Origin of the sequence: Dictyobacter aurantiacus (assembly GCF_003967515.1) — a bacterium.
Taxonomy (GTDB): Bacteria; Chloroflexota; Ktedonobacteria; order Ktedonobacterales; family Ktedonobacteraceae; genus Dictyobacter; species Dictyobacter aurantiacus.
Window position 1 is genome coordinate 3,843,749 of sequence record NZ_BIFQ01000001.1, and the last position, 24,638, is coordinate 3,868,386.

Consider the following 24,638-nt stretch of genomic DNA (forward strand, 5'->3'; position numbering starts at 1 on the left):
TACACCATCAGATGCCTCCATGCACAACTATGTGCGACCTTGAAGAAGTTCCCTGTCTCTCTGCTTCATAACGGCTAATACCAAAGGCGAGGTAATTGTAGGGGATGAGTTGATTGTGGTCAGTTCGTTTTACTATTTTCCCCTTTGCAGGTAGGTAAATCCATTCGTCCCATTCCCAGGCAACCTGTGAGTTTTCCGGAATCTGCACGGCAAGATAGATGCCCTCTGCCAGACAACCACTCATAGGGAAAGGGCGGAAACCAAGTCCCAGTTCGATATCCTGTACAGCAACATTCCGGTTCCGACTCTCTATCGCTCTTGCCAGGCCAAGCAAGGTCTCTGAACACAGAGCAAGGGCTGGTTGGGCTGTTGTGAGTATCTGTAATCCAGCTTTGAAGGTGTCAGATTCCATAAAGCGCAAAAGCGCTTCATCTCGTTCGTTGAGAACATTGATTGTGCGGCATTTGAGGACGATGCCTTCAGGGCCAACATTGAGCCCGATGAAGATTGGATAGCCGTGAATACCGACACGTTCTCCCTCTTGAACACGATAAGTCGCACTAAAATGCAGTGGTTCAATTCGATCAGCAATCTGATTTTGAGCATTCGTATGAAGAAGAATATGGTGAATGCCACGCCCGGGATAGTGTGCTGCCCGTAACTGATTGAGCGTGATTTTGATGCGAGCATGCTGTAAAGAGTGATCTGGATCAACCGATTCAAGAGCGAGGATAGGTTGTGGGTCATTCTTTGGAATGGGGTGGATATACCCAAAGGCATGAGATGTTGATGCCCAGGGATGCTGCTTTGAGAATGGCCACCACCATTTTCCGGATTCGCCGCTTCTCACAGGGTTCAATTCGGCCCTTTCAAGCTTCTCTGCGAGTTCAAACTCTCCGATTTCACGGAGTTTGATGATTGCTTGTGTTGGTGCCATGTCGCCGATTACAGGAGTCGTGAACCAGGTTGATGCATCCATACACTATTCTCCTCATAAAAGTCTTTGTCTTTGTATAGTTGCTATCTATCAAATTCAACACCATTGACCCATATTATTTTCTTCGCTGAAACAATACCTGCAATGCCTGCTTCCAGTACACCTACCCAGATTGTTGAAGGATAGTAGGCATAGACACGCCTATTTTCCTCTAAATAATCGCCCACATTGCGCAACAATCCTTCTTTTTGTGTAATATTGCTTGTTTGTCATTTGGCACCTGTATGTCTGAATAAAATAATATATCCTCTATTCATATGGTTTATTTCTATAAAAGTATATTACAATAATCCATTTTAAGAAGCAAGCTTTGAGGGCATACCTCTTTCCTGTGCCGTTGTAGAACATGATTAGCTATGCCGATCATGTTCTACAACGGCACAGGTATAGTTATGACAAAACAATATTTAACTTAGTATGTTCTAAGCCCTCTACATAATAAGTTAAAAGCAACATGATAGCCAGGACGCAGGTCAATGTACTGTGCCGTTATGTGTTGGATCTTCCGTTTGGTGATGAATCTTTAGTCAATCAATGAACCATGCGTGAGAAAGCTATGTAAAGACCTGAAATCGTAAGCTATAGCTTTTAACGCGAAAGTTGCTTTTTTTGAAAAATAGAGACAAAGGTGAAAGGGAATTTGATGATGCATCAAAAAGAACATGCGAGGAAATTTCTGTCACATACAACTTCCGCTATGCGGGTGTCAGTATTCTTTATTCTGCTGCTGGTGAGTATGTCATCTATCCTGCATACCGCACGGGCCGCGTCGATCTCCAGCAGGGATGTGAATAGTACTGTTCATTCCGTTCAGCGTTTACTGATGTATGGGCGTAAGGACATCCCTACGACAGTAACTACAACAACGACAGCAGCAACGGCCGTAGCGACAGTTGCAGCCACAGCCGCAGCCACAGTGGTAGCTACATCCACGCCTATGTCATATGATGAGGTGAACCAGACGGTCGATGTGGGGAACGGTCCGCAGGTCCCTAGCAATCAGGGACAGCCGATAAATGGCGCCCAGGATCCACAGAGTTCCGCCAATTTTGACGGCATTGATAACAACGACGAGAGCAAGGTCATTAACGTTGACGATAATACAAAGATCGTGCTTGATCAGGGGAGCTCGGTGGTTGTGATTAATAGTGACGAAAACTGCGACAACGACCATAATGATCACCACCACAATGATCACCATCATCATCACCACAACAACAACCGTAGCAGTGGTCATGTCTTTGCCGCAGGCGGCGTGGTCGCAGGAGCGGTCGCTCCCAGAGGTGGATATCCGGCGATGCCCTTTACCGGTGGCGACCCACGACCACAGGCGAGCAAATAGGTGCGGTCAACGATCAGCATACCTCTCTCAAGCTGTCCTCTTTGAGAACTTGAGATCTTGAGAACGTAAGAAGCCGTTACTCCTGATTCATAAGGGGTAACGGCTTCTTTTTACAGCATCTTTTAAAGTGGTTCAAGCTAAGAACGAGGTTCGCTTTTTCCTGAAAACCATTGGTTCCCTCCAAGATGCCATACTGAAATATTTCTGATCCCAAGGCTTTCGATCAGGCTACGCCTGGTATTTAATGTTTGCGTATCAGCATAGTCATAGAAGACACCGGCGTTGGTGAACATCATTTCCGCGGACGAATTATCTCGTTTTGCGGTTGCGTACCCGGGATACATCTGAGATTGTGCATTGGTGTCGATAGTAATTTTAGTGCTTCCCTTTTGCCCATGATACCCATAAGCAGGAATACCCACAACGATCTTATTGATATCGCTTATCTTCGCTATGATCCCCCTGGTTGTATCTTCTTCTCGTGCCAATGGCGCGATTGGAGTCCCAACACCAAAGTCATATTGCCAATCATATTCCATGACAACAATGTAATCGATAGGAAGCGTATTAAAGTCCTCATACCGCCACTGGTATTGCGATGTATCATCAGCAATCATCGGTGGTCCATCAACCATCAGTTTAAATCCACCTTGATGGAGCGCTTCTCCTAGTTGTGTCAGGAAGGATTTGTATCCGTGATATTGCTGTGGTGTCCATTGAGAAAATTCTTCAAAATCAATTTCGACGCCCGTAAATTTTACGGTATCCACAAAGGTTTTTAATGTGTTTACAGCCCGAAGCATTTTATCCTGATCCGTAACCAGAGCACCCATGCTGGTAGCATCGCCCGCGACAGTCACATACTGGTGAGCAGAGTGCTGTTTTATGTCTGCCGCGTTTTCCTGCGAGTATGCATTACAGCCTTTGTCTGCCGCGTCAAGCTGGATGAGCACCCCTGACTGATTAAGGGTATAGTATTGTGGCTTCAAGGTGTCTATGATCCTGCCATCCTTATATTCATTGGCGGCATTGCATGCGGGAGGGCCGGGATAGATCCAGGCCATAACGTGTGCTTTCCACGCATTCGCTGGTTGCGTAGGCTTTGAGGGCAAAGAGGCAGCGTGTTGTGGACTATTCTGTGCTTGTGCATAATGGAGCACAATCACTACTGTGGGTATGGCAATAATAAGAATGCAGAGAGTAACAAATATTAATTTTTTCACGCTAATCCTCTTTCGGCTAGATTGTAAGATATATGTTCCAATGTACTCTCATTTTCTCTAATATTGCAACCCATAGCCGGTCTGCTTCACTTATCTATGACTCCTACGCGTTGCCATTTCTGCCATCTGAGCTCACGCTTACGTATCATGCCCCACACAGCTTGCAGCAGAGCACAAAACTCGACGAATGTTGTCACATAAAAAAGAAGCCAACCGATCGGGCTCAGTAACAAATAGGACAGCTTGCGTGTGTGCCTGTCGTCAAAGAGTTGAATGAAAAACATCACCGAGACTACCAGCACTCCACTGAGAAAGGCGGAAAAGTCTCGGGCCACAAGCGAAAAGAGGAAGAGGACCAGGATGAAGAACGGCTCAAAGCCCAATTGGAGCTCCCCAAATAAGGCGAGTGGCAATATCACCCAGGTGAGCAGTTTATTATGCTCGGGTTTGCAACTGAAAAATAATGAACGATGGTCCCGGAAGGTTTCAAATCTACCGCGTTTCCAGCGGAGGCGTTGTTTTATCAACCCCCGGATGGTGCTCGCACCTTCAGTATAGATGACCGCGCCTGGAGCATAGACAATTTTCCAGCCCGCTTTCTGGATGCGCACAGACAACTCGATATCTTCGGTAATGTTATGAACGCTATAGCCCCCCAGTCGCTCGAACACTTCACGGCGGAAAGCACCTGCGGCCCCCCCGATGATATAGATCGTATTCATGATGGAGTCGGCCTTCTTGAAGTAGAAGGAGAAGAGGTATTCAAGTTGTTGAATCGCTCCAACCAGGGTTCTTGTGTTGCCAATTTTGACGTTCCCTACTGCAGCCATGACCTTCGGATCGCGGAAGCAGGTGACGAAATTAGCTATCGCATCACGATGCACCAGGCAGTCAGCATCGATAGAAACAATGATCTGCCCATGTGAAAGGCTAATTCCGGTGTTGAGAGCGCGTCCCTTACCTCCATTGGCCTGGTAATAATACACCAGGCGGGGCATGTCTCTTCTGCCTAAGGTTTGCCGTTCATATTTGTACGCAAATGTACGCATAAGAGCATCGGAACCATCGGTGGAGCCGTCGTTGACAACGACGATTTCCAGGTTCCGATATGTACTTTCAAGCAGCGTTTTCACTGTGCCCAGCAATCCAATCTCCTCGTTCCAGGCTGGAATAATCACTGAGACAAGTGGATTGTACGGTCTACTAAGGGATTGATGTTGACGCGTGCGCATCTGGCGAATCTCGTACCAGGGGCTCAGGAACATATAGATTGTGTATTTGGTCAGGAGTACGCCGGCAAAAGAAATAATGATGTCACGAGTGATATCCACCAGCGGCGACTCCACCGGCCGTGGCTGGAGGAGCGCTATCGCGGTGAAGATTGAGAGCGTTGCTGCATAAAGAAGGCTATAGACGACCAGTTTGGCCAGCAGTGCCATGCGTGCCCTGATTACCATACCCTATACTCCTGTTCCTGAGGAAGGCTCTGGGCTGGCGAACCAGGTTTGAAGACAAAGCAGAGCGCCTTAAGATATCCGGTCGTGTCACTGATATCTTTAAGTATAGGGTGTCCTCCTGTATCTTCATCGTGCGATGGAGCGGCAGTAGAGTGATGTTCCGCCTCTAGAGGCTGTATCTTTGACTTTAGCTGGTGATAGTAATCGCGTACTTCCCGGCTGAGCAGGTTCGATAACACGATGATGAGGATCGCCCAGGTTACGACAAGATAGGTAGGAAAGCGCAGGAGCCAGAAAGAAGCTAATCCCCCTACAAGCACTCCAGTCCCTACCATGATGATTATTTTCATCATGACATGTGCCTTTGTTTTACGTGGTGCCTCTGCGCTCGTCAGCGGTTCCGTCCGTGGAAGCGTACGCTGCCAGGATTGATCTGGCTCTCTCAAGAATTGTGATGTGCTCGGTGCCTGTGTTGTTCGAGAAGGAAGGGGGGCTGATACGCCAGGATATGCGTCAGTTGAAATAGTATGTGAAGGCATAGTGAAAATGCTACGTTTTTGCGTGATTGGATTGCCAGTAGCATAAGTTTCACCTGTACTGACAGAAGGGATAGCCTGGGAACTGGGAAGAGGCCTTATCGGACGCGTATCCTGTAACTCGATGTTGGAGCGATGTATCTCAGACGGAGAAGAATATCTACTTTGCTCTTTCCTCTTTTCCGTCTGATATACAGCGGGTTGTGATGCACTGGTCACCCGATATAGTGAGGCACCATCAAAAAAAGATGCTTCCATTGCTAAATATTGTTGGTTTGGCTGCCTCAGTGCGCCAGTTTTAGTGGTCAGAGGTGCTTTAAATTGTGATCCCCTGCTGGGGAACGTTCTTTCGGATGTATCGGAAGATTGTTGTTCTTGCAATGTGCCCGTCTGAGTTTTCAGAGGTGCTTTAAATTGTGATCCTCCCTTAGAAGGGTATATCCTTCCGAACCTCTGTTGATTAGAGCTCTCTCTATAATTAGCAGTATTCATTACTTTATCCCTTGAAACCGACCTGATTCAGATCTTAGTGATAGGCAATTCTCAAATCATAAGATCGCCCATATGAGAGTTTTCTCTCTGGACCCCGATGAGTATGTGCGTGTTCTGAGCTCCGTCCAGGAAGAGGTTGTCTCATATAGGATCAGTTGGAAGCCGGTCCATTGTGGTTACGGGATACTAGTATATTGTATCGAAAATAGTACCTCCAGGTTATGTTGCAGTGGATCATTGCTGTAGTAACTATTCTCTGAGGATCCTCGCCTGCAAGAATGGCAAGGGATAAACCCTGACCGATTGGAAGGTACGTGTGCGTTAGCCATGCCATCTTTGTGTGAACTGGCGTGTGAGATCGAGGTACTGGTTGCCGTAGGTGACGCTGGGCTCGATCATCGCACCTTCATACCATTCATTAAAACTTGTAATCGTTATCCAATCGGGGGCGCTGCCGATGGCGGCGTTCCAGCTGGTGGTGTAGGCGGCGCCGTTATTGCGTGGCACGACGAAGGTATTCTTGCGGCCGGGAACGCGGGTATCGTCATAGCCGGGCATGACGCCGGCCGCCCAGATTTTCTGGGTGTTGTGCGCCTTGTTGTAGGCGTTGATCTTGTCGCGAAAGCCCTGATCTACCTGCGGCATGCTATTGTTCTGCAATCCCCAGTAGCCGGCGCTGAAGAGATGGATGCCGTCGAAGACGCTTAATAGATCGGTATTGACGCCTTCGGCTGACCAGATCATCTGGTGATGGGGATCAACCTGCTGGCGGATGGTGGTCCACTGGGCCAGGGTGCGCCCGTTGCCCAGTGGATCCCAGAAGAAGAGCACGGGTTTTCCCTGCCAGTGAAAGAAGTATGGGTTTGCGCTATAGTGGCTATTGACGTAGTTCAGGGCGCTGACCATCTTCTCCGGACTGTTCAGGTTGGGCGCGTCGCTCTCAATGTAGAGGCTGGAGGCGAAGTGATAGTGGTCCTGTGCCTCCAGGTTGGCGGCCCTGGCGAGTAGCTTGCCGAAGTTCACATCGGTCTTGTCGCCCGCTCCCCACCACGAGCTGATAAAGCCGGTAATGCCTGCGCCAGCCGCCTCATCGAGCTGACGATCGATGGTGGTATCGTCTCCCGAGTTGTACTCGCTGGCTGGCAGGTCAGACATCTGAGTGCGGGTCCATGACTGCTGATTATACCAGGTATAGTAAAATGCCAGCACGGGACGGCCATGATCGTTGGTCATGGGCGGGATCGCCGGTTTGCTGGCTGGTTGCGTTGACGTAGCTCCGGGTAAGGGTGTGGCGGCGGAGCCGGTCGGTGTTGGCAGCGGTGGAAAATGCAGCGGTCCAGAACTGTCGGTGCTTCGCGGTGTCGGCGGAGCTGGCACCCTTGTCGGCTGCCGGGTCACGGTCGTAGCGGGCGTCAGCTGGCAGGCAGTCAGACAGAATAGCAGGCATAGCCACGTACCAACGATGTGAAAATATCTTCTCTCTACACGCATATATAAATCCTGCTACCCTACTAGAGTTAGTGCATCCGGAAAAAACCACGTTTTTTTTCGGATGCGCTTGCAAAATAAGAAGTTCTGCCTATTACTACGTGAATGCAGTGTTCTGTGTTGTTCTCTATGAGATCCGCCTCATTTGTTGCGTTCACTGCGCACAAAAACGATGGTACCAAAGATAAGAAAGAGCGTAAAAAGGAGTGCCACGATGATGAAATTCAAGATCGGGTTGATCAAGACGATCTTTCCGTATGCTGGCGAGCCCAGAAAGTAGACGCTACGCATCAGGTCGGCGGCATAGCGCAGGGGTGCTATTCTGGATAGGATATCCATGTACCATGGCAGGTGGTTGATGGGGCTAAAGATGCCGGCCAGGAAAAACTGGGGGAAGATTAAAAAGGGCATAATCTGATTAGCGGCGCGCTGGCTGCCAAAGAGCGAGAGCATAATCAGGCCAAATGAGCCTCCAAAGAGGCAGATGACCAACGAGATCAGCAGTAAGGCCAGGAACATGAAGGGGGTCAGGGGCAGGCCGATAACTAGCCCGAAGATCAGCACCACCACAGCCTGCACCATCGCTACCAGTGATTCACCGAAGATCTTGCCAAATACGATGGTATAGCGTGAGATGGGCGAGATAAAGATCTCCTGGCTAAAGTTATTTTCGCGGTCCTCGATCAAAGAGACGATGCCGGAACTGGTCGAGAGAAAGACCGTCTGGGCCAGCACACCGGTAAAAATGAACTGCAGCACGTCATAGCCGATACTATTGCCGTAGCCATTCTGGAAGCCCGCGCCCAGTACCCCCACAAAGAGGATAGGAAAGATAAGTGTGCCCAGCAGGCGCGCCGGGTCGCGAAAGAAACGCAGCAGGTCGCGGTAGGCAATCGTCAGGACCGCGTTGATGCCGTGGTTAATCTCTACCATATTTACCATTGTTATTATTTTCCTATAATCTCCATATATGCATCCTCCAGCGAAGGCAGATGGGTTTCAATAAGCGTGAGTGGGGTCTCGATAGCTTTGAGGACGGAGTGCAGCCTATCATGGGCCAGCGAAACTTTAAAGGGAACCTGTTCACCCACTGAGAGATCCAGGCGCCGCAGCTCCGCCAGAAGACTGGCACGGTCATCGGCATCGAGCAGCACATATTCTTCGACTAACTCGGCCTTGACCTGCGCGGGCGTGCCATGCGCTACGATGTTGCCTTTATTAATGATGCAGATATCATCCGCCTTCTCGGCCTCTTCCAGATAGTGGGTGGTCAGAAAGATCGTCGTTTGCTGCTCAAGGCGCACCTTGCTCAGATACTCCCACAGGCTCCTCCGGCTCGACGGATCCAGTCCTGTTGTGGGCTCATCCAGAAACAGGACGCGCGGATTGTGGAGCAGGCTGCGCAGAATCTCCAGCTTGCGCATCATGCCGCCCGAAAATTTCTTGACCGGCTTAAAAAGATCCTCACGAATCTCCAACACGTTTGCCAGTTCATCGATGCGTTGCTGATAACCCTTCGGCATCGTTTTATAGGATGGCCGGAAAGGATAGAGTCCGTAGAGGGTGGCGTGGAAGCGGACATTCTCCTCGGCCGTCAGGTTGAGGTCAAGGCTGGGCTTTTGAAAGATGATGCCGATATTCTTGCGCACCGCACTGGCCTGCCGGGATATGTCATAGTCAGCGATCATGACCGAGCCCGACGTTGGCTGTAGGGTCGTGGTCAGGATTGAGATTGTCGTCGTCTTGCCCGCCCCGTTGGGTCCCAGCAAGGAGAAAAGCGAGCCGGGACGTACACTGAACGAGATTTCGTTAACGGCATTCGTCTCGGCTTTCTTGTAGCGCTTCACCAGCCGTTCGACTTTGATGATTGGCGCCACTGGAGGTGATAGAGCACTACTGGACGCATCTTGCTTCTGTATCATTCATCCCTCGTTGTTCTGGCTAACTTTGATAATGTATCTGAAAAACATATTATTTTTTCGCGATATCTATCTATATAAGTTTTCCTATTGTAATAGTATACGTGTACCCCGTCCATGAGTTAGAGTAGCTTTTATATAGACTGGCACGGGCAAGGGGAGAGATATAGAGGTGGTAGTAGGGCTCAGGCTTGATGAGCCAGGGGTGCGATGCGTTTGGGTGATCCATAGTGATTGAGCTCAAAATCAATGGTATGCTCATAGGCCGCGAACGTTTTTTTGAGGCGGGTCAGGTTGTCGGCCGCGTCATCTTTGATGGTGTACATGAGGGCATAATGGTCTTCACTGGAGATCGCCTGCTTGAAGATCTCTCGGGCTTCCATGTGTTGCTGCAGCATTTGCAGCGCGATGATCTTGCCGATGAGGGCGAGGGTGGTATCGCAGTCGATGTTGAGCGCCTGCTCAAACGATGTCAGAGCCTCTTCGGCGCGCCGCAGATAGAGCAACGCCACCCCGCGTCCGATATGGGGTCTGGAGCTATCGGGATCGATACGCATGGCCTGCTCATAAGCGCTGAGTGCCTCTTCATAGCGCGCCAGTTTGAGGGACATGATGCCGGTTTTGCGATAGACCAGCGCATAGTGGGAGCCAAGACGGATGGCGTGCATGCGTGTGGCCTGCCGATAGGCGGCCAGCGCCTCCTCGTGATGCTGGAGAATCTCCAGTACCAGGCCGGTATTATAATAGGCCAGCGCGTACTGCGGATCGATGATGGTGGCCTGTTTATACGCCCGCAGCGCTTCCGGATAGCGCCTGAGCTGCCGCAGGACGGTCCCTTTATTGTTGTGGGCTAGCGCGAAATCAGGCTCGATCTTGATCGCTTGTTCATATGCTTCCAGCGCCTCCTCATAGCGTTGGAGATTAGCCAGGGCGATGCCCCGGCTGTGATAGATGCGCGCGTTATCCGGTGTCAGGCGCAGCGCCTGCTGATAGCAGATGGCCGCCTTTTCATATTGCTGGGCGCTGAAGAGTTGATTGCCCTCCTGTAGCCATTCCCGCGCCGATTTGTCGATGGCATGCACAAAGCTCAACATATCGGGATGTCTGGCTGTACGTTCCCTGGCGATCGCCTTCATGACCGCCTGCGAAATGTGTTCGGGAATCTGGGGATTGATCTGATGGAGCGCTGGCGGCTGTTCAGAGAGATGATTGAAGGCCATTGTATAGATATCGGCGTTGGGAAAAGGGGTCTTGCCCGTCAGTAGTTCGTAGGCGATACACCCCAGGGCGTATTGATCACTTTCCTTGCTGATCATGCCCCGGAACTGCTCGGGCGCCATATACGCGGGGGTGCCAGCTACGCTCCCGTTTTTGATACTCTGCGATTGCAGCGTCTGTGACATCCCAAAGTCGGCGATCAAGATATCGTTCTTCTCATTGAACAGAATGTTTTCTGGTTTGAGATCGCGATGGATGATGTTATGCTGATGGGCGAACTGGAGCGCTGTGGCGATCTGATGCAGGATCTGTTTGATCTGTTCGAACGACAGTGGTTGGGTCGCCGTGTTGCGCAAGAGCTGGCGCAACGATCCGCCCGTAGCCAGTTCCGTCACCAGATAAGGGGTAAACTCATGCAGGCCCACATCAATCACTCGCAGGATGAACGGATGCTGCAGCATTTCAAGCAGCTTGGCTTCACGGAAAAACCCCTCTCTATCGGACTGCGTTTGCAGGAATGCTCCATGTAAGATTTTTATGGCAACCACACGATTGCTTAATACCAGGTGCTCCGCCCGATAGACACGTCCGTATGTTCCGCTAGAGATGGGTTCGAGCAGGCGATAATTGCCGATGGTTGCAAGTTGTTCCATACTTAATCCCTATGTCTAAAAATTCCATTTCTTGCTGAGGTCTTTTCTTCCTTGAAAAGAACGAATGTAGTATATAAATTCATCAAAACACTTGTCAATAAAAAAGGAATTATATTTATATTTCTATGCCGGGCAATTTTATGTAATGGGAGCGTATTTTATGGCTGAATTTGTCACGATGGTGATTTTGTCCATAGGCATAGTATGTTTGTTGTAGATATTTCCGGTTTGTTGTCCCGAGCAAAAATTTGGCTATGTAGCCATTGACAATCCGAAATGAGCGTGTTATAAATTTGAACAAGGAAAACACACAACCGCATAGCGAAAAAGCTTTGACAGGACAAGTAGCGATTATCCGTTACGGACAGAGAGTAGATAGCTGGTGAGAAGTCTACACGCTAACCAATCGCGAATAAGACCCTGAAGCTGCGAGAAGAAATCGCTTGTACGCGAAAGTAGAACTGCGCCGGTGGCCACCGTAATCGGGCCTGAGTATGTATCATACATACTTGCTGAGGTCAATATCGTGAGGTATTGGCGAATGCAGGTGGCAACACGAGAGTATAACGCTCTTCGTCCTGAGTAGTAGGATGAAGGGCTTTTTTGTTGGTCCTTTATCGATACGCACATAGAAAAAGTAAAGATTGATAAGCGGTGTAGGGACAAGTAGCGGACCCCTGGGACATCCAGAGAGCGAACTGTTGGTGGAATGTTCGTATGACCAGCCCGTGAATAAGACCTGAAAGCTACGGAGAAGAAATCGCACGTGCGAAAGTAGAACTCTGTCGACCTGACCCTCGTTAACGGGTTCGCTACAGAACACACCAGGTGTTCTGCACGCCGAGGCCCATATCGTAAGGTATGGGTGAATGAGGGTGGTACCACGAGAGTTCGATGCTCTTCGTCCTTACAAGGGGGATGAAGGGCTTTTTTTGTAACAAAAATTTAGCGTTAAATATAGCAATAAGCAACAAAAGAGGAGAAAAGAAGATGGCGGCACAATGTCCAGAATGCGAAGCGAACGTAGAAGTACAGGGTCTGATGGTTGGCGAGATCACCTTTTGCCCTGACTGTAACGCGGAACTGGAAGTGATCAACGTAGAGCAACCTGAAGTAGCCCTGGCCCCAGAGGTCGAGGAAGATTGGGGAGAGTAACCCTATGCGCCTGGCTATCCTGACATCGCGAGTTCGCGTGGAAGAGAAATTGTTGGTGGAAGCGTTGCGACAGCGCTCGATCGAATTTGACCTGATTGATGATGGTGAACTGCTATTCGATCTGGCGCAGCCGCAGGAGCGCTGGCACAGATATGATGCCGTGCTCTGCCGCAGCGTGAGTCAGTCCCGTGGCCTGGCTGTCTTACACGTGCTGGAGCACTGGGGGATCCCGGTGTTTAACTCGGCGGCCGTGACCGCTCTCTGCAACGACAAACTGTTGACGACCCTGGCGCTGATCCGCGCCGGACTGCCCGTGCCGCGCACGCTGCTGGCCTTCGATGCCGAGCGTGCTCTGGAGGGGATCGAGTCCGTCGGTTATCCGGCCGTCTTAAAACCGGTCACCGGTTCCTGGGGACGCCTGCTGGCGCGCGTCAATGATCGCGACGCCGCCGAAGCTGTACTGGAGCACCAGGAGACCCTGGGGTCGTATCAACACCATATCCATTATATTCAGCAGCATGTAGATAAGCCGAACCGCGACATCCGAGCCTTTGTCATCGGTGACCGCACGATCTGTGCCATTTATCGCACCAGCGCCCACTGGGTGACAAATACCGCTCGCGGAGCTGTAACCGACAACTGTCCCGTGACTCCCGAATTGGATAGCCTGTGTACCCGTGCCGCGCGGGCCGTTGGCGGCGGCATCCTGGCGGTGGACGTCTTTGAGGATCCCGAGCGGGGCCTGCTGGTCAACGAGATCAACGGCACCATGGAGTTTCGCAATAGCATCGCTCCCACGGGCGTGAATATTCCGCAGGAGATGATCGAGTACGTATTGAGCAATGTGCGGGAAGGGGTGGCGTTATGAGCCGAGTACGCGTCGCCATCGTGGGCGGATCCGGCTATACCGGCGGCGAACTGATCCGCCTGCTCCTCTTCCATCCGCAGGTGGAGATCACGCAGGTGGCCTCGGGCAGCCAGGCGGGGCACTTCGTCCACAGCGCCCACCCGAATCTGCGCAAGATTAGCACACTGCGTTTCTGTCATCCCGACGACCTGACGTCTTGCGACGTACTGTTTCTCTGCCTGCCGCATGGCGTCTCTTCGGGCGAGATTGCGCGCTACCGGGCGATCGCCCCGCGCGTCATCGATCTGTCTGGCGATTTCCGCCTGCGCTCGCCCGAGCTGTATCAGCGCTGGTATGGACACGAGCATAAAGCTCCCTCGCTGCTATCCGAGGCGGTCTACGGTCTGCCCGAACTGCACCGTTCCGAGCTGACGGAGGCCACGCTGGTCAGCGGTACCGGATGTATGGCTACCACGTCGATCCTCGGCCTGGCACCGCTGTATCGCGCGGGCATTGTCAATCAATCCATCCCATTGGTGGTGGAGGCCAAGGTTGGCTCTTCGGCGGCCGGCGCCAAGGCGGGACCTGCCAGTCACCATCCGGATCGCAGCGGGGCGGTACGCTCCTTTGAGCCAACGGGACATCGCCACACCGCCGAGCTGATTCAGGAACTGGGACAGTCGGGTGGCGAGCTGCGACAGACGGTCGCCTTCTCAGCCACCGCCATCGAGTTGGTACGCGGTATCCTGGTGACCGCGCATGTGTTCCTGAACGAGCGCCTGGACGAGCGGGCCATCTGGCGCGTCTATCGCGAAGCCTATCAGCGCGAACCATTCATGCGCCTGGTCAAAGAGCGCAACGGTGTCTACCGCTATCCGGAACCCAAGATCCTGGCTGGCAGCAACTACTGTGACGTGGGTTTTGAGCTGGATGTTGAGCAGCAGCGCGTCGTCGTTATCGCCGCCCTGGACAATTTGATGAAGGGCGCCGCCGGCAACGGCGTGCAGGCCCTGAACTGCATGATGGGGTGGGACGAGACGCTGGGGCTGACCTTCCCCGGCCTGCATCCGGTGTAGACCACCGCTGAAGAACTGGCTTTCTTATACCCTTGAAGAGATGGACATAACGAGAAGAGAAATGGAGCATGCGATGACACTGGTCGTAAAAATTGGCGGGGGCGCGGGCGTCGCCACCACAGCTATTGTGCAAGAAATCGCCCGCCTGGTTGCTGAAGGGGAGCGCGTGGTTCTCCTGCACGGTGGTTCTGACCTGACCAATACGCTGTCGGAGCGGCTGGGGCATCCAATGCGCATGATCACTTCTCCTAGCGGCATGACCAGCCGCTATACCGATAGCGAGACCCTGCAGATCTTCGCCATGGCCGTGGCTGGTCAGATCAATACAGAGCTGGTGGCGCAGTTGCAGCAGGCGGGCGTGAATGCCTTCGGCATGGCTGGCGTAGATGGCCGTCTGCTGGTGGCCCGGCGCAAAGCGGTCGTGCGCTCGGTAACCCCCGAGGGCCGCGTACAGATCTTGCGCGACGACTACACCGGTCAGATCGAACAGGTGAACAGCGCGCTGGTGGAGCAGCTGTTGTCCGCCGGCTACACACCCGTGATCGCGCCGCTGGCCCTGAGCCACCAGGGAGAGCGCCTGAACGTGGATGGTGATCGGGCCGCCGCCGCCGTGGCTGCCGCCCTGCATGCCGATACGCTGGCGATCATGACCAACGTTCCCGGTTTGCTGCAAGATCCACAGGATGCCTCGACCCTGATCGAGACCATTCCAGCCGCGCAACTGGATACCTACATGCAGTACGCCAGAGGGCGCATGCGCAAGAAATTACTGGGCGCCCAGGAGGCGTTGCAGGGTGGGGTCTCCCGCGTTTGCATCGGCAGCGCCTCGCTGCGTGCCGTCATTAATGGCGCCGGTACCACGATCACCACCGCAGAATCAGAAGAAGAGGAAGAGCAGCGCACTGCTTCTGATCCACGCACGACGGAAGCAGTGCGCCAGACAGATACAATCCACACAGCGATGCGCGAGATGGTGTCGCTGAGCTAAATAGAGGTAAAGGAAAAAGAGAGGAAGGAGGTCCCAGATGGGCACAAATCTAATTGAACTGGAAAACACATATACGAGCGGTGTCTATGGGAAGCGACCTGTCGCCATCGTGCGCGGTCAGGGTGCCACATTATGGGACGCTGAGGGACGCAGCTATATTGATTGCATGGCCGGACATGGTGTGGCGAATATCGGACATGGGCGCAGCGAGATCGCGGCGGCCCTGGCGGCCCAGGCGCAGCGACTGATCACCTGTCCCGAAGTTGTCTATAATGATGTGCGTGCGCGCCTGTTAGAGCGCCTGGCGCAGATCACGCCGGCCGGGTTAGAGCATTTCTTCCTCTGCAACAGTGGCACCGAGGCGGTTGAGGGAGCCTTCAAGTTCGCCCGCCTGGCTACGGGCCGCACCGGTATCGTCGCCACGCTGCGCGGCTTCCACGGTCGCAGCATGGGCGCGCTCTCCGCCACCTGGGAGAAGCACTACCGCGAGCCCTTCGCGCCGCTGGTCCCGGATGTTTCACATATCCGCTACAACGATCTGAGCGCCGCCGAGGCGGCCATCACCGACAATACCGCGGCCGTCATCATTGAGCTGGTGCAGGCTGAAGGCGGCGTACACGTTGCCCAGGAGGCCTATGTACAGGGATTGGCCGCCCTCTGTCGTGAGCGCGGCGCCCTGTTGATTATCGATGAGATCCAGACGGGCTTTGGACGTACTGGTACCCTGTTCGCCTGTGAGCAATATGGCGTAGAGCCAGACATCCTCTGCCTGGCTAAATCCCTGGCCGGAGGCGTTCCTATGGGAGCTGTCTGCCTGGGACAGCGCGTGATGGAGAGCGGCCGCGTCACCCGTGGCGCACACGGCAGCACCTTTGGCGGCAATCCTCTCGCCTGCGCCGCCGCCCTGGCGACGCTTGATGTGCTCGAAAGAGAAAATCTGGCGACCCGTGCCGTAGAACTGGGCGAGCACGCGCGTGAGCGCCTGCGCTCCATTCAATCTCCCCTTATTCGTGAGGTGCGTGGTCGCGGCCTGCTCATCGGGATCGAACTGAGCAAGCGCGTCCAGCCGTATCTGGAAGCACTCTGTGAGCGTGGTGTACTGGCCTTGCCGGCTGGTCCCAATGTCCTGCGCCTGCTGCCGCCGCTGGTGATCAGCCAGGAGCAGCTAGACCAGGCCATCGACATCATCAGCGAGATACTGACCGGATCTACCAGTTCAGTCCCGCTACCCGAGGTTGTCCCTGTGCAGAACCGCGAGGTTGACCTTTTACAGCGCATGTTGACCATCCCCAGCCTCTCACGACAGGAAGGGGCGCTGGCCCGCTACCTGGTTGAGCAGGCGCGGCAGATGGGACTGCACGCCTACATCGATGAGGTAGGCAACTTCGTGGCTAGCACCCACGCGGAACTAGATGGCCAGCAGCCGGTCGTTTTGTTGGGGCATATGGATACGGTGCCGGGCAATATTCCGGTACGCATCGAGAATGGTCTGCTCTTTGGTCGCGGGGCCGTCGATGCCAAGGGACCGCTGGCCGCCTTTATCTGTGCCGCCGCCCGCGTGGCGTCCGGCGGTGCGCCTGCCCGTCCTATCGTCGTCGTCGGGGCGGTTGAAGAAGAAGCGGCGACCTCGCGTGGTGCGCGTGGAGTCGTCAACCGCTATCAGCCATCGGCCTGTATCATTGGCGAGCCAAGCAGCAGTCAGGCCGTCACCATCGGATACAAAGGACGTCTGCTCATCGATGGCTGCGTCTCGCACCAATCAAGTCACAGTGCTGGACCTTTGCAGAGTAGCAATGAAGTGGCCACCGCTTTCTGGGAGCGCGTGCGTCGCCATGCCGATGAATGGAACCAGGAGCACGCGGGGGCGTCAACCTTCGCCGCCTTGCTGCCGTCGCTGCGCCGCATCAACAGCGAGCACGACGGCCTGGAGGAGCGTACCAGCTTCACCATCGGCTATCGTCTGCCGCCCAACTTTGACATTGCCGCCTTACGCGAGCAACTGCAGCGCTGGGCCTACACCGACGACATTCACCTGATCTTCTCAGGTGAAGAGGTCGCCTTTCAGACGAACCGCGCCATTCCCCTGGCCCGAGCCTTCATGGCCGCCATCCGCGCCACCGGCGGGCAGCCAACCTTTAAAAACAAAACGGGAACGTCAGATATGAATGTTGTGGGCCCGGTCTGGGGGCAGAACATCGTCGCCTATGGACCTGGCGACTCACGCCTCGATCATACGCCCAATGAGCACATCCGGGTGGATGAATATACCCACGCAATTGATGTGCTGGAACATGTTCTGCACGAAACTGCATCGCAAAGGGAAATAGCATTATGAGATCTCTGGCTATTCTGGATAGCACCCTGCGCGAGGGGGAGCAATTCATCAAAACCTACTTCAACCTGGAGCAGCGTGTGATGATTGCGCGCCTGCTCGATCGGCTCGGGGTGACGTTCATTGAGGTACCCTCGCCCATCGCTTCGCCTGAGACGCGCGAGGCTATCCAGGCCATCTGCGCGCTCAACCTGCGCTCGCACGTGGTGGCCCATGTGCGCTGTGTCGAGGCCGATGTGCAGGCTGCGCTGGATACCGATGTCTATGGCCTGAACCTGTTCTTCGGTACCTCTCAGGAACTGCGCTCATATAGCCATGGCAGAAGGATCGAGCAGATCGCCACCGAGGCGGTCCCGTTGATCCGCCGCATTCGTGAGGCCGGCCGCTACGTGCGCTTCTCGGCCGAAGATGCCTTTCGCAGCGACCTGGTCGATCTGCTGACGGTCTTTGATGCTGTAGTCGATGCTGGTGTCGAACGCATCGGCCTGCCAGATACAGTTGGTATAGCGACCCCACGTCAGGTTGACCGTCTGGTGAGCCTGATCGCCAGTCGCTATCCCAATGTCGGCATCGAGTTTCATGGGCATAACGATACTGGCTGCGCCATCGCCAACACCATCTCGGCCTTTGAGGCCGGGGCGGACTGCCTGGACGTCACCGTCATGGGCATCGGCGAGCGCAACGGCATCGCCTCTCTGAGCGGCATCATCTCACAACTCTATATCCATTATCCTGATCTGCTCGCTACCTACGATCTGACCCAGCTGGTGGAGCTGGACCAGTATGTAGCGGACTGTCTGAATATCAATATTCCCTATAATATGCCGATTACCGCCCCCAGCGCCTTTACGCATCGCGCCGGGGTGCATACTAAAGCGGTCCTGCGCAATCCACATGCGTATGAGATCCTCAATCCTACCGACTTTGGTGTCGCGCGCCATGTCGATATTGGATCGCGCTTCACCGGACGCTATGCCGTAGGGCATAGAGCCGTCTCATTGGGACTGCAACTGACTCCTGAAGAGCTCGCGCGACTCACGCAGGCGCTGAAAGAGCGTGCGGAGAGCGGCTCGCTCAGCGATGAAGAGGTCAATACATTTATTCTTGCCTGGTATGAAGAGAAAGGAAGCCTGGTATGGGAACGCTAGCTGAAGAGATTTTTAGTTATAAATTGGGACGCCCCGTTCATGCGGGGGAGACTGTGGTGGTGGATGTCGATCATGTGATGAGCCATGATACGACGACTCCCCTGGCCATCAAAGCTTTCCGCAAGCTGGCCAAACAGAATAACGGTCGTGTGTTTGATCAGAAGCGTTCGCATATCGTTTTTGACCATATCATCCCGGCCGCGACCATCGCGGCGGCCACCCTGCATCGCGAGGTACGCTCGTTCGCCCAGGAGCAGGAGATCCCGATTTTGCAGGAAGGCATCTGTCACCAGGTGATGCCCGAGAAGGGCTTTGTGCTGCCGGGCAGCATCATCGTGGGCGCTGATAGCCACTCCTGCACTTATGGAGCCTTTGGCGCCTTTGGCACTGGTATGGGTTCGACCGATATCGGCGTGGCCTACGCCACCGGCCGCAGCTGGTTCCGCGTGCCGGAGACCATCAATGTCAACATTACCGGCACCCTGCCTCCAGGAGTGTTCGCCAAAGATATCTCGCTTGAGATCGTGCGTCGTCTGGGTGTGGATGGCGCCAACTATCGCGCTATCGAATATACCGGCGAGGTGATCGAGAACTTCTCGATGAGCGAACGTATGACCTTCTCCAACATGGCCATCGAGATGGGTGGTAAAGCGGGACTGATCGCGGCCGATGCCACCACGCAGGAATGGCTACGCGGTCGCACCGATAAAGAGTATCCGCTGCTGCGTGCCCAGAATCCGCACTACGAGCGGGTGATCGAGATCGATGTCACCAACATGCAGCCGCTGGTGGCCTGTCCCCCTGACGTCAACATCGTGCATCCGGCCGCAGAGGTGCAGGACGTCCAGATCGATCAGGTCTTCCTGGGTACCTGCACCAATGGTCGCCTGGACGATCTGGAGATCGCTGCCAACATTCTGCGCGGCCGCACGATCAGCCCGAGCCTGCGCATGGTTGTCATCCCCGCCTCGCGTGAGATCTATCTGGAGGCCATGCGCCGTGGTTATCTGGAAATCTTCGCTCAGGCCGGCGCCTCCGTTGGCACGCCCGGCTGTGGACCCTGCATCGGACGCCACTTCGGCGTGCTGGCTCCCGGAGAGCGCGCGCTGACCACGATGAATCGCAACTTTACCGGTCGCATGGGTGATCCCACCGCCGAAATCTACCTGGGCAGTCCCGCGACCATCGCCGCCACCGCGCTGACCGGCCATATCACCGATCCACGCAGCGTCTTACTGGCGGAAAATCCCGCCTAGTACTCTGTCAACTTTCAACGGATGGGTGAGCGGGGATGCAAGGGGCGGCCAGCCCCTTGACTGGGGGATCGGGGGCTGTGCCCCCGGCGATTCCTCCCCCCTCTCGCCCGCGTAGCGGGCGAACAACCCATCAGACAAGGTTTGACAAAGTACTAACCTGAAGAGTTTAACACGATCGATAGAAGGAGAAAAAGAGAATGGGACGCATCTGGAAAGTCGGTGACAACATCAATACCGACCTGATCATTCCTGGCCGCTATAACGTGACGACCGATCATGCACAGCTGGCGAAATACTGCCTCTACGAGGCCTATCCCGAATTTTCACAGGGCGTGCAGCCCGGCGACATCTTGATGGGAGGCCACAACTTCGGTTGTGGCTCCTCCCGTGAGCACGCGCCGACCGCCATCCTGGCCAACCAGGTCAAAGTCGTGATCGCGCGTAGCTTCGCGCGCATCTTCTACCGCAACGCCGTCAACATCGGCCTGCCGGTCCTGGTCTGTGAGGACGCTGTGCTCAACAGCGAAGCCGGGCAGGAGCTCGACGTTAATCTTGAGACTGGTGAGATCCGTAACCTCACCACCGGCCAGACCTTCCAGGCCGAGCCGCTCGACCCATTTGTCGCGCGCATCGTGGCCGCTGGTGGCATCATCAATTACATCGAAGCCAACAACGGCCAATTGGTATATTAAAACGCAAACGACGAATCCCCGTAGGTGCGCCCCTTGCGGGCGCTTGCCGCGAAGCGGCCCTGTGCCCGCAAGGGGCGCACGTTTCACCAACGCGGGATTTGTGCGTTTTGGGAGAAGGGTAATATGCACAACCGACAATTTCATAATCCGCCGCAGGTGTGCGTGGTTGCAGGGGATGATGCGGCCCCTGAGGTGGTGCGGCCGACGGTAGAGATTCTGCGTGAGCTGGCGCCGGAGATCCGTTTTACGGAGGCGCCGTGTGGACGCGAGGCCCAGGCGCGGTATGGAACACCGTTTCCGGATGTGACGCGTGAGGCGATCGACGCAGCGGACTGCACGCTCTTCGGCGCCAGCGGCGGACCCAGCCGTCCAATCCTGTGGTATCTGCGCTGGAACAAGGAGACCTATATCAATGTGCGCTCCGTGCGCTGGATCCCCGGCTATCGCAGCCCCATGCAGCATCCGGAGCGCATCGATTATGTGATCGCGCGCGATAACCTGGAGGGGATGTATCCCCCACGCGAGGGCGATGTGGCCGAACTGGCGGCCCTGCCCAGCAGCGGTAGCTGGTGGATGGCCCCGCCGGTCGAGAAGGCGGGCGCCTACTCGATCAAGGTGAGCACCGATGAGCAGATGCAGCGCGTGGCTAACCATGCCTGTCAGCTCGCCTTGCAGCGGCAGGCCGCCGGCTATCCCGGACGTGTCACACTGGGCGCCAAATACTCGATCCAGCCGCGCACCGATGGCCGCTTCCGCGCCATCGTCAAAGAGGCGGTCAGCCAGCATCCTTCCCTGACCTACCAGGAGTTCCTGGTCGATGACATGGCGCGCCGCCTGGTTGCTTCCCCGGAACAGCTGGATGTGGTCGTGCTGGGGAACGAGCATGGAGATATTCTGGCCGACGTCTCCAGTGGTACCATCGGGGGACTTGGCCTCTCACCCAGCGCCTGCTATGGTGAGGACTACGCCTACTTTGAGCCGGTCCATGGGTCCGCCCCCGACCTGGCCGGCCAGGGCATCATCAATCCTACCGCCATGTTATTATCGGGCGCGTTGATGCTTGATTACCTGGGGTATAATAAACAGGCAAGTGCTTTAACGTCCGCCATCGAACAGACCTATCGAGAAGGCAGCCTGCTCCCGGTCGACCAGGGTGGACAGGCAGGAACGAGTGAATTCGTGCAGGCCATCCGGGCGCGCTTGTCAGAGCATGGATCATAAACGCCCATTCCCCCGTGAATAAAGAAAGATAAATTGGGCGCCAGTGAGGGAGCGTTGCTCCCCTTATGCTGACCATGAATGAGATCGTAATGTATAACCATTCCGCCGGTAAGAGGCGGAATGGTTATGTTTGGTATATGTTGTTGGTTGTGAGGCTCGCCGTACGAGAAGAAATTGCTCGGCATGTCGATGTGTGGATTATTCAGGCTATCCCCTATAGCAATTCTTGCCCTGTCATGAAGACGCTTGCAAGCTAAACTGATACAATAATAAGCATCGAAAAATACTAAAGATATAAAGCGAGCTATAATTGGAGATAGTGAACAATGAAAGCTGATTGGGTAACAAAAGTCGCTGACCGTGTCGAAGCCAGCGTGCGACAGCGTAAGGGTGAGAACGCCACTATCGTGTGCGCCTCCGGCATCAGTCCCTCAGGTCCGATTCACCTGGGTAATCTGCGCGAGCCATTTACCGTCCACCTGGTGGTTGAGGAACTGCGTGGCCGTGGGTGGAAGGTGGAGCATATCCATTCCTGGGACGACTATGACCGTCTGCGCAAGGTGCCAGCCGGTATCCCGGCCGAGTACGCGCAGTACATCGGCATGCCCTATGCCGATATCCCCGACCCTTTTGGGGAGTATGATTCATATGCCACGCGCTATATCACCGACTTTACAAACGGTTTGAGCCGCCTGGGTATCCGACCCCGCTATATTCGCCAGTCACAGGCCTATCGTCGTGGCGATTATCGCGAACAAATCAAGATGGCTATTCGCCAGCGTGGAGAGATCTTCGATATCCTGGCCGAGTATCAAAATCTAGAGGGCCAGAAAGAGACCGTGGACGAGCGCCGCGCTGCCTATTATCCCTTTAAGCCCTACTGTGACAATTGTCATAAGGACATGACGCACCTGACCTCGTATCGCGATGAGGATGCTTTCCTTACCTACGTCTGCGATAACTGCGGGCACGAGGGCAGCTATAGCCTGAACGAGCGCATCGACGGCAAGCTTGTCTGGAAGGTTGACTGGCCCATGCGTTGGAGCTACGAGCAGGTCGACTTTGAGCCCGGTGGCGAGGACCACTCCTCTCCCGGCAGTAGCTATACCGTGGGACAGCGTATCGTGCAGAAGGTGTATGGCGCCGTGGCACCGCAGTTTATCGGCTACGCCTTCGTCGGCATGGGCGGCCGCTCCAAGATCTCAAGCTCGGTCGGTACCACGGCCACCGTCTCTTCGGCGCTTGAGATTATCGAGCCCGCTATCCTGCGCTGGCTCTATGCGCGCCGTGCCAACAATCAGGCCTTTGATATCGATTATGGTCAGGGTCTGCTGCGTCTCTACGAGGAGTGGGACGCTCTGGTGCGCCAGATCAACAAGGGGACGGCCAACGAGGTCAATCAGCGCCTGTTCGAGCGCGCTACGCGCACCAGCACCGATGAGATCGTCTATACCCATAAGGCAGTGCCGTTCCCGTTGCTGACTTCGGTCATCGATGTGACCCAGGCCAATGAAGAGCAGGTCCTGCGCATCATTTCGCAGACCCTGCCGGAACTGCAGGATCTGGGTACGTTGCGTGCCGAACTGGAGCCGCGCTTCACCTGCGCCCTCAACTGGGTCAACAACTACCTGCCCGACGATGAGCGCACGCAGATTCGCACTAGCTTTGATAGCGAGGCCTTCGCCAGCTTCTCTGAGATGGACCAGGCCAGCATCCGCATGCTGGCTGAGCGCCTGGACGACTCCTGGAACCTGGCTAGCCTGACCGAACTGATGTACAGTATCCCCAAGGTCGTACGCGGCCTGGCGGTAGATACTCCTCCCAACGACGAGCTGAAGCAGGCGCAGCGCTCCTTCTTTATTGCGTTGTACAACCTGATCTGCGGCCGCGATACCGGTCCGCGCATTCCAACGCTTCTGCTCTCCATTGGCCTGGAGCGCGCCAAGCAGCTGCTAACGCCCACTGCCGTGGCGGTGGCGCAAAAATAGCTTCCTACAATAAACACCCATGTTATCCAGTGGGAATAAGCAGGCGGACCGCTCACGAGCGGTCCGCCTGCTTATTCCCACTGGATATGTTAAATAGACAGAATTATGATCAATTTATAACATTCTCTTTATCTCTTCTTTACATCCGGCTGGCATAATACGCACTGAGAGCGCATGTCTCTTCCGTAAGAGGAAGGAGTTTCCAATGAACAATTGTATCTTGCCCGCCCACGAATTTTTTATTTTTGTGCCAACCAGAAGCGATGTTCGACAACCTTCAAACGTTAACCGTATAGAGACGCATAATGTGTCTGATGCTCATAGTATGCAGAAAAGCGCAAGCGTGCCCGTGTCCCTGCAGTCATGGACGAAAATAATGGTCGCTGATACGCTCGATGTCTATGCCTGTCTGCAAGAAGATGAGCAAATATGCCAACCCTGCTAGATAGCCTCCTCTATGCCAGCCGTGAGCCGCTATCGTAGCGTTGCTCACGGTTGCACCATAGGGAATGCTCATCAGCTGATCTATGGTGAAGTGACGGCACCTCCTTGCTGTGATGGCGATGTATATCCCGGCGCCCGGTCACGCTTTTAACGATACCTCAATAGA

Annotated in this window: 20 protein-coding genes; 11 read left to right on the forward strand and 9 right to left on the reverse strand. The window is 54.5% G+C overall.

The window, feature by feature from the left end:
* Nucleotides 1-7: 7 nt before the first annotated feature.
* Both KTT_RS15565 and KTT_RS36190 read right to left on the reverse strand, forming a co-directional pair.
* The gene (locus KTT_RS15565) at nt 8-979 is read right to left on the reverse strand and encodes a hypothetical protein (protein ID WP_126596858.1); all 972 of its coding nucleotides are present in this window, start codon (nt 977-979) and stop codon (nt 8-10) included.
* Between the two features lie 41 nt (nt 980-1,020).
* A complete protein-coding gene (locus KTT_RS36190) occupies nt 1,021-1,164 on the reverse strand; it encodes a hypothetical protein (RefSeq protein WP_160145904.1) in 144 nt (47 codons plus the stop codon).
* A 476-nt stretch (nt 1,165-1,640) separates the two neighbouring features.
* Here KTT_RS36190 and KTT_RS15570 point away from each other — a divergent pair, with 476 nt between their 5' ends.
* Nucleotides 1,641-2,339, forward strand: coding sequence for a hypothetical protein (locus KTT_RS15570; protein WP_126596859.1), 699 nt, complete (start codon nt 1,641-1,643; stop codon nt 2,337-2,339).
* Nucleotides 2,340-2,476: 137 nt separating this feature from the next.
* On the opposite strand, the gene KTT_RS15575 is transcribed toward KTT_RS15570, so the two are convergent.
* The 7 genes from KTT_RS15575 to KTT_RS15605 form a co-directional block, all read right to left on the reverse strand.
* Nucleotides 2,477-3,562, reverse strand: a complete 1,086-nt coding sequence (locus KTT_RS15575) for a glycosyl hydrolase family 18 protein (RefSeq protein ID WP_126596860.1) — start codon at nt 3,560-3,562, stop codon at nt 2,477-2,479.
* 86 nt (nt 3,563-3,648) lie between these two features.
* Entirely contained in the window at nt 3,649-5,019 is a 1,371-nt protein-coding gene (locus KTT_RS15580) for a glycosyltransferase family 2 protein (RefSeq protein WP_126596861.1), read from the reverse strand.
* Nucleotides 5,013-5,372: a hypothetical protein gene (locus tag KTT_RS15585; RefSeq protein WP_126596862.1), complete on the reverse strand. Its 360-nt coding sequence runs from the start codon at nt 5,370-5,372 to the stop codon at nt 5,013-5,015. Before KTT_RS15585 ends, KTT_RS15580 begins: the two co-directional genes overlap by 7 nt.
* 996 nt (nt 5,373-6,368) lie before the next feature.
* A complete protein-coding gene (locus KTT_RS15590) occupies nt 6,369-7,538 on the reverse strand; it encodes a DUF5010 domain-containing protein (protein ID WP_126596863.1) in 1,170 nt (389 codons plus the stop codon).
* A 138-nt stretch (nt 7,539-7,676) separates the two neighbouring features.
* Entirely contained in the window at nt 7,677-8,477 is an 801-nt protein-coding gene (locus tag KTT_RS15595; RefSeq protein WP_126596864.1) for an ABC transporter permease, read from the reverse strand.
* Between the two features lie 5 nt (nt 8,478-8,482).
* Nucleotides 8,483-9,457 carry an ATP-binding cassette domain-containing protein gene (locus KTT_RS15600; RefSeq protein WP_126596865.1) on the reverse strand — a complete coding sequence of 325 codons (975 nt, stop codon included), beginning with the start codon at nt 9,455-9,457 and terminating at the stop codon, nt 8,483-8,485.
* Nucleotides 9,458-9,639: 182 nt separating this feature from the next.
* Complete coding sequence (locus tag KTT_RS15605) at nt 9,640-11,325, reverse strand: serine/threonine-protein kinase (protein ID WP_126596866.1); 1,686 nt, start codon at nt 11,323-11,325, stop codon at nt 9,640-9,642.
* 990 nt (nt 11,326-12,315) lie between these two features.
* Between KTT_RS15605 and KTT_RS15610 the strand changes: the two genes are divergently transcribed.
* The 10 genes from KTT_RS15610 to lysS all read left to right on the forward strand — a co-directional run bounded on the left by KTT_RS15610 (nt 12,316) and on the right by lysS (nt 24,028).
* On the forward strand, nt 12,316-12,480 hold the full coding sequence (locus KTT_RS15610) for a lysine biosynthesis protein LysW (RefSeq protein ID WP_126596867.1): 165 nt from the start codon (nt 12,316-12,318) through the stop codon (nt 12,478-12,480).
* A 4-nt stretch (nt 12,481-12,484) separates the two neighbouring features.
* Complete coding sequence (gene lysX, locus KTT_RS15615) at nt 12,485-13,348, forward strand: lysine biosynthesis protein LysX (RefSeq protein ID WP_126596868.1); 864 nt, start codon at nt 12,485-12,487, stop codon at nt 13,346-13,348.
* Entirely contained in the window at nt 13,345-14,403 is a 1,059-nt protein-coding gene (argC, locus tag KTT_RS15620) for an N-acetyl-gamma-glutamyl-phosphate reductase (protein WP_126596869.1), read from the forward strand. Before lysX ends, argC begins: the two co-directional genes overlap by 4 nt.
* A 73-nt stretch (nt 14,404-14,476) precedes the next feature.
* Nucleotides 14,477-15,391, forward strand: coding sequence for a [LysW]-aminoadipate kinase (locus tag KTT_RS15625; protein ID WP_126596870.1), 915 nt, complete (start codon nt 14,477-14,479; stop codon nt 15,389-15,391).
* A 37-nt stretch (nt 15,392-15,428) separates the two neighbouring features.
* Nucleotides 15,429-17,726 (forward strand): [LysW]-lysine hydrolase, encoded by a 2,298-nt coding sequence (locus KTT_RS36745; protein WP_218030899.1) that lies wholly within the window; start codon nt 15,429-15,431, stop codon nt 17,724-17,726.
* Nucleotides 17,723-18,871: a LeuA family protein gene (locus KTT_RS15640; protein WP_126596871.1), complete on the forward strand. Its 1,149-nt coding sequence runs from the start codon at nt 17,723-17,725 to the stop codon at nt 18,869-18,871. Before KTT_RS36745 ends, KTT_RS15640 begins: the two co-directional genes overlap by 4 nt.
* Entirely contained in the window at nt 18,859-20,127 is a 1,269-nt protein-coding gene (locus KTT_RS15645; protein ID WP_126596872.1) for a 3-isopropylmalate dehydratase large subunit, read from the forward strand. The genes KTT_RS15640 and KTT_RS15645 overlap by 13 nt, the downstream gene beginning before the upstream one ends.
* Before the next feature lie 197 nt (nt 20,128-20,324).
* On the forward strand, nt 20,325-20,819 hold the full coding sequence (locus KTT_RS15650; RefSeq protein WP_126596873.1) for a 3-isopropylmalate dehydratase small subunit: 495 nt from the start codon (nt 20,325-20,327) through the stop codon (nt 20,817-20,819).
* A 123-nt stretch (nt 20,820-20,942) separates the two neighbouring features.
* Nucleotides 20,943-22,040 carry an isocitrate/isopropylmalate family dehydrogenase gene (locus tag KTT_RS15655; protein WP_126596874.1) on the forward strand — a complete coding sequence of 366 codons (1,098 nt, stop codon included), beginning with the start codon at nt 20,943-20,945 and terminating at the stop codon, nt 22,038-22,040.
* A 326-nt stretch (nt 22,041-22,366) separates the two neighbouring features.
* The gene (lysS, locus tag KTT_RS15660; protein ID WP_126596875.1) at nt 22,367-24,028 is read left to right on the forward strand and encodes a lysine--tRNA ligase; all 1,662 of its coding nucleotides are present in this window, start codon (nt 22,367-22,369) and stop codon (nt 24,026-24,028) included.
* The last annotated feature ends 610 nt before the right edge of the window (nt 24,029-24,638 follow it).